This window comes from Thermoanaerobacter mathranii subsp. mathranii str. A3, assembly GCF_000092965.1.
In the GTDB taxonomy this organism is placed as follows: Bacteria; Bacillota; Thermoanaerobacteria; order Thermoanaerobacterales; family Thermoanaerobacteraceae; genus Thermoanaerobacter; species Thermoanaerobacter thermocopriae.
In genome coordinates this window covers 971,528-983,748 of record NC_014209.1, presented here as the reverse complement: position 1 = coordinate 983,748, position 12,221 = coordinate 971,528, and the positions used below count along the sequence as shown (strand labels likewise).

12 protein-coding genes are annotated in these 12,221 nt (G+C 34.3%); 3 read left to right on the top strand and 9 right to left on the bottom strand.

Annotation, left to right across the window (positions count from 1 at the left end; genetic code table 11):
• Positions 1 to 18 precede the first annotated feature (18 nt).
• The 4 genes from galU to TMATH_RS04735 all read right to left on the bottom strand — a co-directional run bounded on the left by galU (position 19) and on the right by TMATH_RS04735 (position 4,443).
• Positions 19 to 885 carry a UTP--glucose-1-phosphate uridylyltransferase GalU gene (gene galU, locus TMATH_RS04750; RefSeq protein WP_013150161.1) on the bottom strand — a complete coding sequence of 289 codons (867 nt, stop codon included), beginning with the start codon at positions 883 to 885 and terminating at the stop codon, positions 19 to 21.
• 196 nt (positions 886 to 1,081) lie between these two features.
• Positions 1,082 to 2,455 carry a HAMP domain-containing sensor histidine kinase gene (locus TMATH_RS04745; protein ID WP_013150160.1) on the bottom strand — a complete coding sequence of 458 codons (1,374 nt, stop codon included), beginning with the start codon at positions 2,453 to 2,455 and terminating at the stop codon, positions 1,082 to 1,084.
• Positions 2,452 to 3,129 carry a response regulator transcription factor gene (locus TMATH_RS04740; protein WP_013150159.1) on the bottom strand — a complete coding sequence of 226 codons (678 nt, stop codon included), beginning with the start codon at positions 3,127 to 3,129 and terminating at the stop codon, positions 2,452 to 2,454. Before TMATH_RS04740 ends, TMATH_RS04745 begins: the two co-directional genes overlap by 4 nt.
• Positions 3,130 to 3,600: 471 nt before the next feature.
• Positions 3,601 to 4,443 (bottom strand): hypothetical protein, encoded by an 843-nt coding sequence (locus TMATH_RS04735; RefSeq protein ID WP_013150158.1) that lies wholly within the window; start codon positions 4,441 to 4,443, stop codon positions 3,601 to 3,603.
• A 1,053-nt stretch (positions 4,444 to 5,496) separates the two neighbouring features.
• Here TMATH_RS04735 and TMATH_RS04730 point away from each other — a divergent pair.
• The 3 genes from TMATH_RS04730 (at position 5,497) to TMATH_RS04720 (ending at position 7,362) form a co-directional block, all read left to right on the top strand.
• A complete protein-coding gene (locus TMATH_RS04730) occupies positions 5,497 to 5,820 on the top strand; it encodes an ArsR/SmtB family transcription factor (RefSeq protein ID WP_012994985.1) in 324 nt (107 codons plus the stop codon).
• Between the two features lie 51 nt (positions 5,821 to 5,871).
• The gene (locus TMATH_RS04725) at positions 5,872 to 7,050 is read left to right on the top strand and encodes a permease (protein ID WP_013150157.1); all 1,179 of its coding nucleotides are present in this window, start codon (positions 5,872 to 5,874) and stop codon (positions 7,048 to 7,050) included.
• Between the two features lie 72 nt (positions 7,051 to 7,122).
• Complete coding sequence (locus TMATH_RS04720; RefSeq protein ID WP_009052590.1) at positions 7,123 to 7,362, top strand: thioredoxin family protein; 240 nt, start codon at positions 7,123 to 7,125, stop codon at positions 7,360 to 7,362.
• A 172-nt stretch (positions 7,363 to 7,534) separates the two neighbouring features.
• On the opposite strand, the gene TMATH_RS04715 is transcribed toward TMATH_RS04720, so the two are convergent.
• The 5 genes from TMATH_RS04715 to dnaJ all read right to left on the bottom strand — a co-directional run bounded on the left by TMATH_RS04715 (position 7,535) and on the right by dnaJ (position 12,171).
• Entirely contained in the window at positions 7,535 to 8,902 is a 1,368-nt protein-coding gene (locus TMATH_RS04715; RefSeq protein WP_013150156.1) for a PFL family protein, read from the bottom strand.
• Positions 8,903 to 8,911: 9 nt separating this feature from the next.
• The gene (locus tag TMATH_RS04710; RefSeq protein WP_012994981.1) at positions 8,912 to 9,190 is read right to left on the bottom strand and encodes an ACT domain-containing protein; all 279 of its coding nucleotides are present in this window, start codon (positions 9,188 to 9,190) and stop codon (positions 8,912 to 8,914) included.
• Between the two features lie 122 nt (positions 9,191 to 9,312).
• Complete coding sequence (locus tag TMATH_RS04705; protein WP_013150155.1) at positions 9,313 to 10,050, bottom strand: 16S rRNA (uracil(1498)-N(3))-methyltransferase; 738 nt, start codon at positions 10,048 to 10,050, stop codon at positions 9,313 to 9,315.
• 6 nt (positions 10,051 to 10,056) lie between these two features.
• Positions 10,057 to 10,983, bottom strand: coding sequence for a 50S ribosomal protein L11 methyltransferase (gene prmA / locus TMATH_RS04700; protein ID WP_013150154.1), 927 nt, complete (start codon positions 10,981 to 10,983; stop codon positions 10,057 to 10,059).
• A 27-nt stretch (positions 10,984 to 11,010) separates the two neighbouring features.
• On the bottom strand, positions 11,011 to 12,171 hold the full coding sequence (gene dnaJ / locus TMATH_RS04695) for a molecular chaperone DnaJ (RefSeq protein WP_013150153.1): 1,161 nt from the start codon (positions 12,169 to 12,171) through the stop codon (positions 11,011 to 11,013).
• Positions 12,172 to 12,221: the final 50 nt, after the last annotated feature.

The window sequence follows — 12,221 nt, the reverse complement described above, 5'->3', positions numbered from 1 at the left end:
TCGGGAAGCTACACCTTATTAAGATTTCAAAACAGCTTGAAGATATATTATAAGGCTTTTTCTCAACTCTTTGCGCTTTAATGCATAATCTATATTAGCCTGAAGAAACCCAAACTTGTCCCCAATGTCATATCTTTTTCCTTCAAAGTGATAAGCATATATTGGTCGCTGCTGTGCTAATACTTTTAACGCATCTGTAAGCTGTACCTCTCCATTCTTCCCAGGTTCGGTTTTTTCAAGTATATCAAATATCTGAGGAGTTAGTATATATCTGCCCAAGACAGCAATATTCGATGGAGCTTCACTGACTTTAGGTTTTTCTACCATGCTTTTAACTTTGTAAGTTCCGTCCTCAAGTGGTATACCATCTATAATTCCATATTTTACAACATCCTTTTTATCAATAGCTTGCACTCCTAAAATAGGTGAATTGTATTTAGAATAGCAGTTTATTAATTGTTTAAGGCATGGAACCTTGCTGTCAACAAGGTCATCACCCAACAAAACTGCAAAAGGTTGGTTACCAACAAAAGCTTTTGCACAACTTATTGCATGTCCCAATCCTTTAAGTTCTTTTTGCCTTACATAATAAATATCAGCCAAATTGCATGTATCCCGTATTAATGGTAATAACTCTTCTTTGTTACTTTTTTTAATTTCATTTTCAATTTCATCAAACTTGTCAAAGTAATCTTCTATCGCTTTTTTGTTTTTGTTAGTAATTATCAATATCTCTTTGATGCCAGAATTAACAGCCTCCTCCACAATATAATGTATAACAGGTTTATCCACAATAGGTAGCATTTCCTTGGGTATAGTTTTTGTAATTGGCAAGAATCTGGTTCCTAATCCAGCTGCTGGAATAACAGCCTTTTTTATTTCCATTTTATCAATCCTTTCTTAGTTTTTAATTTCACGTAAAACTGTGCTTATTTCTTAAGGAAGACAAAAAGCAGGACTTAAAAAGAGTTCCTTCTTTTAAAAAAGTATAGAGCATATTTGTTGCATTAATATCAAATGATTATGTGAATTTTGTGTGATTGCATAAAATAAAAGCAATCAGCAAAAGTGCCAATTGCTTTTATTTTATAGGATATTTTATGATAAAACTTACACCTTTTTCCCTATTTACTGCTTTAATTTCGCCATTGTAAAAATCTATGATCTTTTTAGAAATAGCAAGGCCTAAACCAAAATTACCAGTTTTATCTTTATAAAGTTTATCGAAAATATGGTCGATATGTTCTTTGTCAATGTTTGGCCCGTCATTGTATATTTCAAGTACTGCATAGTCTTTTTCTTTTTTTAAAGATATGCAAATTTTTTCTTCCGCATATCTTTGTGCATTATCTAAAATATTCTCAATGCAGACTTGTATTTTATCTACATCGCCCATAATTGTAACGTCATCCAAGTCCAAATTCCACTCAATTTTGCTGTTAATAACTTCAAATCTGCTTATTATACGCAAAAGTAAATCATGTAAATTTATATAGGTATTTTTGCCGCTGTTTTCAAGAAGATAATCTAAAGTGTTTAAATATAACATCTGGTTAATCTTTTTTTCTAATCTTGTGGCTTCATCCTTTATTATTTCGGCGGTTTTTTCAATAGAATCTATATATACTCCGTCAATTATTGCTTCGGCGTGGCTCATAATCACCATAACAGGTGTTTTTAAATCGTGAGATATACTTTGCAAAAACGTCTTTTCTTCCTCATCGGCGCGTTTTAATTCTTTTTGCATTCTATTCATGGCTTTTGCCAATCTTCCTATTTCATCTTCGCTTTTAATTTTAATCGGTTCGCTCCAATCTTTATGGGCTATTTTTACTGTATAGTTTTCAAGCTCTTTTAAGGGCTTCGAGATATAATTTGCAACAATTTTTGCTGCAAAAAAGCCAATAACGATAAATATAAGTCCTATTATAATTACCATGTATAGCAACGTGTCATTTTTTATATTTGGCATATATGATATCAAATATGATTTCCCCGTGCTGCCGTATTCAATAGAGCTTATTATAAATAAAAATTGCACATTATTATAGACTTCTTTAAATTGCTTTTCATGGATGTTGTCGCCCTTTATAAAACTAGTCATCCATATTTTTACGGCTATATCATTATGTCCTGGAGGTGGCGGAGGTGGAGGTACTCCTCTTTTATTGATATCTATTATCGATATCCTATTGTTGTCGTCTATATTCACAATAAAATTGTCGCTGTTTCTAAGATTCTTTATCTTACTAAAATTGCTTAAAGGTTGATTAAAATCGTTGCTTTTTAGCAGTGCCTCATGCACAACTTTCAAATCCTGCATTTTTGCATTTTCATCCATCTTTCTAAAAGCAAACAAATACAAAATTGAAGTACTGCAAATTATAATTAAAATTACCACTGAAAAAGTCACCCATATTCTCATTGTCAATGATTTAAATCTAAAGCGCTTCATGATTTTTCCACCAATCTATAGCCATATCCATATACGGTTTCAATTTTTAATTTATTGAGCTTTTTCCTCAACCTTCTAATTGTATCATCAATCACTCTGTCTGACCCAAAATAATCTTCGCCCCATACTTTATTTAAAATTTGTTCCCTTGATAGCAAAATATTTTTGTTTTCAACAAAATAGTTTAAAAGCTCAAATTCTTTATTGGTAAGCTGGATTTCATTATCTCCGTCAAAAATTGTTCGCTGTCTTTTGCTGATTCTGTAGTTACCTATGTTTATGTCGTTTTCAGCTTTTTTCTCATTATTTCCATAGATTCTCTCCATAAGTTTATTAGTTCTGATAACAAGTTCTCTTGGTAAAAAAGGCTTAGATAAATAGTCGTCACTTCCTAACTCTAATCCAACTACCCTGTCAAGCTCTTCATTTCTTGCAGATATAAATATTACAGGGGTATTTTGATTATATTGCTTAATTGCCTTAATCAATTCATAGCCATCTATATCCGGCAACATTATATCCAGTATCCAAAGGTCCGGCAAATCTTTTATTCTTTGCATTGCAGAACTTCCATCCAAAAAAGTAGTAACTTCATAGCCTTCTCGCTGTAAATATTTTTCAAGTAAAACATTAAGGCTTCTTTCATCTTCTACAAGATAAATTTTTCTTGGCAAGATTTTCACCTCCATATTTAATTATATAAAGTATAACATAAAATAATCAAAAAGTTTTAAATAAATTATGTGAAAAATGTGTTCTTCACTATTTTCAAATTAAATGCATCAAATTTTTCAAAAAAGTGTGTATATACATAATAAAAACCATTCATCACAAAAAAAGTCTTACAATAAAAATACAAAAAGGCAGATACTTCTTGCATCTGCCTTTTCACTTTGTCGTGGCGGCTTTTAATATTCCTGATTCAGCGCTGAGAGTGTCGTTTTACTAATTTATGACACCAGTCGTATTAGTCGAATAAAATAATGGACCTTCTTTTGCTGTCAGTGAGCCTCCGTTCATTGTAATTGTACCGGTACTACCTTCAGCATCACCAGGCATACTCTGATAAATACTCCACAATTTTTTCTGATATTACTTTACAATTGTTGACTGTTATTGAATTCTTCCCTTCAATGACAACCACTTCAGAAGCGTACGATTGCAATGTCAGCTGATTGGTCATTTTTAGATGCGGTCAATGTCTCATTGGATTTTGTGGTCGAGCCACTATTCAATGTATAAAGCCCTGTTCCTATTAGCTCTGCAGTATCTCCAGCAGGTTGACCTCCACCGGGCTGGTCACCTCCTAAAATTTCAATAGATATAACTTCATCAGAATCTGAATAGTAAGTCACTTTTAAAATGCTTCCTACGGTAATGTCATCAATGCTTGCAGTATTTTCGTTTGAATTATTGCTTGAATTTTCACCAGGTTTAGCATTTTGCTTAGTAATAGTGGTAGTATCCAAAATGGTAAAAGTTTTGGATTCGCCAGTTAGTGTTAATAGTTCTGGTGCTCTGCCTATCCTTCCGCCTGGCGGAGTTCCTTGCTGGGCATTGTTATCGCTCGACTCGATTGTGGCAGTAGAAACACCATCTGCATCATTTACTTCGTGTGGTGGAGCATTGTTGCCGCTTGGTGGAGCTCCCTGTGGAGCATCGTCGTCAGTTGACGTATTTCCGTTTGAGGCATTGTTGTTACTTACTGTACTTTCATTCGAAGCATTGTCATTGCTGAAAGTTATACTCTTCTGATTTCCGCCCCGCTGATTTAATGTGCCAAGTGCAATGGTTATTTTCTTGCCATTAATCGCAGTTACTTTGCCATAGACTGTAGTCTGCTTTGTAGATGAAGAAGCCGTTGATGTAGTCTGCTTTGTGGATGAAGAAGCAGTTGATGTAGTTTGCTTGGAGCATGCAGTAAGACTAAAAATACCCACTGCAATCAGCAGTGCGGCCACCGATTGAAATAGTTTATTTTTATTCAAAATTTATCACTCCTTGTATAATATATTTAGGTTAATAAAGGCAACCTATAATCTTTTATTTATCGAAAGATTATACAGTAAGTTGTATAATTAGATTATTAGATAGAGTGATGTCGTACACTCTTTGAGGTCAGTCCTCGTACTTGAAAGACTGACACCTTTGCAATTACTCCTCACTTAGTAGGGATGATTCCAGACTTTTTGAGCAACTTCATTTGAGTGGTTAAGTATCCTATTTCTTTGCAAAGTTTATCACTCTTCTTCTGTTGATTTTTTCTTCTTTCTCAACCCGACCTTTTTGTTATTTCCCTTGAACAATCACGGAAGATTTTTAAGGGACATTGTTCTCTATTTACTTAAAAAAGTGGATTAACCTCATATTTTGATACGATTTGAGCCAAAATCTTCTCTTCTTTCAAAATTTTCATTAAAATTTTGGATTTGAACTGGTGAACATGCTTTTTTCCACATTTTTATTATCTCCTACATATTCGACATTTACAAAATACTTAAGACAGAGAATGATTTTTAACTCTCATCTTTGCGAGTGACAATTATACCTGATGCTATAGAAGTGTCTCACATTAAATATCACCTCCTTTATTTATTTTTTAATTTTTTACAATCAATTCTCGAAAGAATAAATTTAACTCATATTTAAGATATAAAAGATAATTGTCGTATTAATATCAAATAATTTTGGAAACTTTGTGTGATTATTATTTAATTTAATTTTATTTTCTTGGGTCTTTGTCAAGAGTTGGGGTAGATATTTTTCTGAATGCCCGCCCTTCAGTTTTAAATCAAAATATATAATCGTGGTGACATCCTTTGAATTCACCTAAGTACTATTTTTAATAAGCACCTCCACAACAATCTTCCATGTATTTGATTTGGTATCAATATCGTACTGGTTTTTTTGTTTTAACTCCCTTTTTTTCTTGTTGTATTTAATTATTAATGAGCCAACTTTTGTCTTATTGGGTTTTTGAAAATTTTTTGTTGACCTAATATTTCCTATATGCTAATATAGGAATATAGGAGGTGAATCCCATGGCAGAAAACATCTATGAACTCCGCGCAGAATTTTTTAAGGCCCTTTCTCATCCGACAAGGTTGAAAATTTTAGACGTAATTTTAAATGAAAAGGAGATTTGCGTATGCGAAATTGTAAATAAAATAGGTGTAGATCAATCGACAATATCAAAACATTTAAGCATATTAAAAAAAGCTGGCATTTTAGAAAGCAGAAAAGAAGGTCTTTCAGTATTTTACAAAGTAAGATTCCCTTGTATGAAAGATTATTTTATCTGTATTGACAAAACCATAAAGTGTGATCTTGTAACTAAGGTTTCCTTTATTGACTCCAGTAAGTAGAAAGTTGAACAATTTTGTTAATATTAAAATTTATCAAAAAGGAGGCCACAAATGAAGGAAGAAATTAAAAAAATTCTAGTCATTGCAGGTGTTTTCTTTTTTGTTTACTATATGCCTTTAGAGAGCATGCACTTTAAAGGGGCTGTCATAGAATCCCTTTACATGCTTCAAGATTACGCAAGGCATCATGTATTAACCTGCTTAATACCTGCTCTTTTCATAGCAGGTGCAATTTCAAACTTTATTTCCCAGCAGGCGGTTATGAAATACTTCGGCGGTGGGGCAAAAAAATGGCTTTCCTACGCGGTCGCCTCAGTATCCGGAACAATCCTTGCTGTTTGCTCGTGCACGATTTTGCCACTTTTCACGGGAATTTATAAAAGAGGAGCTGGTCTTGGTCCCGCAATAGCGTTTTTGTATTCAGGACCTGCAATAAACGTCCTTGCAATAATAATGACAGCAAGAATTTTGGGATATAAATTGGGAATAGCAAGGGCAGTTGGGGCAGTATTATTTTCAATTGTTATTGGCTTAATCATGGAAATAATATTTAAAAAAGAAGATGTGGCAAGGCTGTCAAAAATCTATCAACTTTCAACAAAAAATGAAGGAAGAAGCCTATTGCAGGATTTTTTGTTTTTTGCAAGCCTTGTATTTATATTAATTTTTGCAGCATGGGGTAAACCCGCACAGCCTGTAGGATTTTTCAGTACTGTATATAACGTAAAATGGTACTTGACAGTATTTTTTCTTGTGTTCCTTACGACAATCCTTGTTAAATTGTTCAAAAAAGAAGAAATCACCTCATGGATCGAAGCTACTTGGAGTCTTGCCAAACAGATACTTCCCCTTCTTTTTGGAGGTGTTGCGATAGCAGGATTTTTAATGGGAAGGCCGGGGTATGATGCAGGAATACTCCCCTCAAGGTATGTTGAAGCTCTTGTTGGTGGAAACTCATTACTTTCAAATTTCATTGCTTCAATAATAGGTGCTTTTATGTATTTTTCTACTCTTACAGAAGTTCCCATAATTCAGAGCCTTTTGGGTTACGGTATGGGGCAAGGTCCTGCCCTCGCACTTTTGCTCTCAGGACCTGCTTTGAGTCTTCCTAGCATGCTTGTAATTAGTAGCGTCCTCGGGCCAAAAAAGACTATTACCTATGTAAGTTTAGTAATTATAATGTCGACTTTTATTGGATTTGTTTTTGGAAATTTTTTTAAAGCTATTTAAAAAAATTTATGATAAATTAAAATGTTTATATGAAAATAAAATAAATAAATGAAATTAAAGGAGGAAAATATAATGAATATTAAAATTCTTGGAATGGGATGCGCAAAGTGCAAAGCTTTGGAGGAAAATACAAAGGCTGCATTACAAGAACTAGGAATTGAAGGAGAAGTCGAAAAAGTTCAGGATTTAAATAAAATTATAGAATACGTAATGATTACACCTGCTCTTGTGATTAATGAAGAAGTCAAAGTTGCAGGCAGAGTTGCAACAAAAGATGAAATTAAAAAATACATTGAAGAATATACAAAATAAGAGGTGCGATTTTTGCACCTCTTACTCTACTTCATAAACTTCAGAAACAAACCCTTTTGCATAGTTAGCCAACTTGTAAGCTTCATCGTCAACAAATTGGCAAGCTCCGTCCTTCTGATGAACCTTGTTGAAAATCTCAAATGAATAAGGTGATTTTTATTTTCTTATAGAATTAATTATTCAAGCTCTGAAGCGGAGCAGGAATCCTGCCACCTCTTTTTATAAATGTATCGGCGGAAAAATTGTTTACTTTCATAACAGGTGCGTGTCCCAAAAGTCCACCAAATTCGACATGGTCTCCTTCTTTTTTGCCGGGTACAGGGATGATCCTTACAGCTGTTGTCTTTTTGTTTATCATGCCTATTGCCATCTCATCTGCAATTATTGCTGATATAGTTTCGGCTGGCGTGTCCCCAGGTATTGCAATCATGTCAAGCCCAACAGAACACACGCATGTCATTGCTTCAAGCTTTTCTATTGATAGCGCACCTGCCTCAACAGCGCTTATCATTCCTGCGTCTTCACTTACAGGTATAAAAGCACCGCTTAAACCTCCAACATAGGATGATGCCATTACACCGCCTTTTTTGACGGCATCATTTAAGAGCGCCAGTGCTGCTGTTGTACCAGGTGCACCGCATTTTGAAAGTCCCATTGCTTCAAGTATGTTTGCGATACTATCACCAATTTCGGGAGTTGGTGCAAGCGACAGGTCAAGTATGCCAAAAGATGTGTTTAATCTTTCTGCTGCAAGCCTTCCTATAAGTTCACCTGCACGTGCAATCTTAAAGGAAGTTTTTTTAATAATTTCGGAAATTTGACCAAAATCAGCTTTGTTATCAAGCTTTGAAAGTGCTGCTAAAATTACGCCTGGTCCACTTACGCCAACATTAATGACGCATTCGCCTTCACCTACACCGTGAAAAGCACCCGCCATAAATGGATTGTCTTCCGGCGCATTACAGAAAACTACAAGTTTAGCTGCACCTATTCCGTCTTTGTCTTTTGTAAGTTCGGCGGTTTTTTTAATTATTTTCCCCATTAAAGCTACGGCATCCATATTTATACCTGCTTTTGTTGTAGCTACATTGATTGAAGAACAAACCCGTTCAGTAGAAGATAATGCTTCAGGTATTGAATTTATTAATCTTAAATCACCATCAGTAAAACCTTTGTGTACAAGTGCCGAGTACCCTCCGATGAAATTAACCCCGACTTCTTTTGCTGCAGCATCCAGTGCCTTTGCTATTTTTATAAAATCTTCCGTGCTTTTTGCGCTTTCGGAAATTAAAGCTATTGGTGTTACAGAAATGCGTTTGTTGACAATAGGTATGCCAAATTCTGATTCAAGGTCATCTGCTACTTTTACGAGATTCTTTGCCTTTTTTGTAATTTTATCGTATATTTTATTTGATAAAGTTTCTACATTATCGCTTACGCAATCTCTTAAATTTATACCCATTGTTATAGTTCTTATGTCAAGTTTTTCAGCTTGTACCATACGTATGGTTTCTTCTATTTCATCAAACGCAAATCTCATATCAATCCCTCACAGTCTATGCATTGCTCTGAATATGTCTTCTTTTTGAATATCAATCTTAAGTCCCATTTTCTCTCCAAGAGAATTTAAGTTTTCCTTTAAAATATTAAATTCCACTGTACTATTTGATATATCAACAATCATAATCATAGTAAATATATCCCTTAAAATTGTCTGGCTGATGTCGAGAATATTTATATTTGCTTCAGCTAACAATTTTGAAACAGAGTAAATGATACCGACTTTGTCTACTCCAATTATAGATATAATCGCTTTTTGCACATTCACCAAAACCACTCCTTGCCCTATTTCTGTATAGTATACTATAGTGCAAATACATTTGCAATCAATATACATTTTTTAATTGTATTTTCGTAGTTTTATGTAATATAACTTCTGTGTTCCTACTGTTAACCCATATCTCCCAACTCATACATCACTATGGAACACACACTAATAGCTGCTGTCTCTGTTCTTAAAATCCTCGGTCCCAAACTCACAAGTTTAGCGCTATACCTTAAAGCCAAATCAACTTCCTCTTCTGAAAATCCTCCTTCAGGACCTATAAAAATAGCAACTTTTTTAATATTTTTTACTCCATCTAATACTTCTTTTAATTTTAAAGTTTTTTCTTTTTCGTATGGGATTATACATAAGTCAAATTCCTCAATTTGCTTTAATGCCTCCTCAAAAGAAATAGGCATACAAATTTCGGGCAATGACGTTCTGCCCGATTGTTTACAAGCTTCCCGAGATATCTTATTCCATCTTTCAATTTTTTTGTTTAAATTGCTGTTTTTTATATCTACAACCGAATAGCGAGTTATAATGGGAATAAATTTTTTAACTCCTATCTCTGTACATTTTTGAATTATTAATTCCATTTTATCTGACTTGGGCAAACCCTGAAATAATGCAATTTCAATTGAACTTTCAGTATTCGATTGTAATTTGCTTTCTAAAAATAAAATTACTCTGTTTTTTTCTACGCCATAAATAGATGTTTGATATTCAGTAGAACCGTCAGATATTACAATTTCATCTCCTTTTTTCAATCGAAGAACATTTATTATGTGATGAGTATCTTTTCCCTCTATATAGGCAAAATTTTCTTTTATTTTTTCTTTATCAACAAAAAATTTCCTCATAATAACTCACTTTTTCCTTGATAATATTGTACACCATTCTCCTTCTTCTTTTATTTGCAATATCTCAAAAAATGGCTGTATTTTTTCCATGACTTCTTTTTTTCTACTTTTTATTATACCACTAGCTAAAAATAAGCCCTCTTCTTTTAAGTATTTAGGAACCTCTGTCGACAACTTAATTATCACATCAGCAATAATATTTGCCACTATAATGTCAGCTTTTCCGTCAAATTCATTTAATAAATCACTTTTAAATACTTTCACATTTTGTAAGTTATTTAATTCTACATTTTGTCTGGCTACTTCCACAGAAACTTCGTCTATATCCGCCGCATAAACTTCCTTTGCTCCTAATTTACCACTAGCGATACTAAGTATACCTGAACCACAACCTATATCAAAAACTATGCTTTCTGGCATCACAATTTCCTCTAAAAGTTCCAAACACATCTTTGTGGTCTCATGGGTGCCTGTGCCAAAAGCCATTCCGGGGTCTAACTCGATAATTATCTCTTCTCCTTGAGATACATATTCTTCCCAAGAAGGCTTAATCACTATTTTCTTTCCTATTTTTAGAGGCTTATAATACTGTTTCCAATTATTTGCCCAGTCCTCTTCATCCACTTCTGAAACTTTTAAGTCAAAATTTCCTATATCAATTCCAAAAGATTTAAGTTCTACAATTCTATCTTTTAAAATATTTATTTTATCTATAGTATCTGAAGCAATAGGAAAATAGGCAAAAACCTTAATATTTCCCTCTTCTTCAAAAAGAGAAGGCTCTATATAATCCCAATTATCACTTTGCGCCAATAGTTTTACATCATTCGGGTTTTTTATAACTACACCGCCAGCACCTAATTCGTGCATGATATTTGTCACAGCCTCTTCTGCTTCTTGTATAGTTGTAACTTGTACTTCAATCCATTTCATTCTTTTCACACCTTTAATTTAAATTTATTATCCGCCAAAAGCATCCTTCATCCTTTGAAAAAAGGATTTTGATTCCGTCGAAGTCTCACCCTCTAATTTTCTCAATTCTCTCAGCAATTCTCTTTGCTTTTCTGTCAACTTTTTAGGCACATCAATATAAACTTCTACAATTTGGTCTCCGCGTCCTCTTCCATTTATGTGGGGAATTCCTTTTCCCCTTAACCTAAACTTGGTCCCTGTCTGAGTTCCTTCTGGTATTGTAAAGCTAACTGGTCCATCCAGTGTAGGAATTTTTATTTCTCCCCCCAAAGCTGCATCAGTAAAACTTATAGGCATTTTCAAATACACATTGTATCCTTCTCTTTTAAACAACTCGTGGGGCTTTACGCGAATTATAAGATACAAGTCCCCTTTTGGACCTCCTCTTAAGCCTGGCTCTCCTTCCCCTCTTAAGGTAAGCATTTGTCCGTCATCTATTCCTGCTGGTACAGTAACTTTAATTTTTCTCCTCTTTCTAATTCTACCTGTACCACTACATTTGTTGCAAGGGTCAGTAATAATCTTTCCTTCACCACGACACCTAGAGCAAGTTCTTATATTTACAATCCTTCCAAAAGGAGTATTTTGTTCTGTTCTCACCTCACCAGTTCCATGACATACAGGACAAGTCGCTGGTTTACTGCCTGGCTTTGCCCCTACCCCTTTACATACATCACACTCTTCAAATCGTTCAACCTCTATCTCTTTTTCTGTCCCAAAAGCTGCTTCTTCAAAAGTTAAAGTAAGGTCATACCTTATATCGTTCCCTTTTTGAGGACCTGTTTCTGCTCTTCTTCGCCCTGTACCAAAGAAATCACTGAATATGTCCCCAAATATATCACCAAAACTTCCAAAGCCTCCAAAATCAAAACCGCCTTCTCCGAAACCTCCTTGACCAAATCCACCTTGGCCAAAACCACCTTGCTCAAAAGCCGCGTCTCCAAATTGGTCATATTTAGCTCTTTTTTGAGGATCTGAAAGAATCTCATAAGCTTCATTTATTTCCTTAAATTTTTGTTCAGCTTCCTTGTCACCAGGATTTAAATCAGGGTGATATTTTTTAGCAAGCCTTCTATAAGCTTTTTTTATTTCCTCTTCTGTGGCATTTCTATCTACTCCTAACACTTCATATAAATCTTTTTTAGCCACTTTCTCACCTGCCTTTCATTACGCAAATTAGAACCAGGTAAAACCTGGTT

Excerpts from the sequence above, each read along its gene's own strand:
- galU (WP_013150161.1), bottom strand. The coding sequence starts at position 885 with ATGGAAATAAAAAAGGCTGTTATTCCAGCAGCTGGATTAGGAACCAGA.
- TMATH_RS04745 (WP_013150160.1), bottom strand. The coding sequence starts at position 2,455 with ATGAAGCGCTTTAGATTTAAATCATTGACAATGAGAATATGGGTGACT.
- TMATH_RS04730 (WP_012994985.1), top strand. The coding sequence starts at position 5,497 with ATGGCAGAAAACATCTATGAACTCCGCGCAGAATTTTTTAAGGCCCTT.
- TMATH_RS04725 (WP_013150157.1), top strand. The coding sequence starts at position 5,872 with ATGAAGGAAGAAATTAAAAAAATTCTAGTCATTGCAGGTGTTTTCTTT.
- TMATH_RS04720 (WP_009052590.1), top strand. The coding sequence starts at position 7,123 with ATGAATATTAAAATTCTTGGAATGGGATGCGCAAAGTGCAAAGCTTTG.
- TMATH_RS04715 (WP_013150156.1), bottom strand. The coding sequence starts at position 8,902 with ATGAGATTTGCGTTTGATGAAATAGAAGAAACCATACGTATGGTACAA.
- TMATH_RS04705 (WP_013150155.1), bottom strand. The coding sequence starts at position 10,050 with ATGAGGAAATTTTTTGTTGATAAAGAAAAAATAAAAGAAAATTTTGCC.
- prmA (WP_013150154.1), bottom strand. The coding sequence starts at position 10,983 with ATGAAATGGATTGAAGTACAAGTTACAACTATACAAGAAGCAGAAGAG.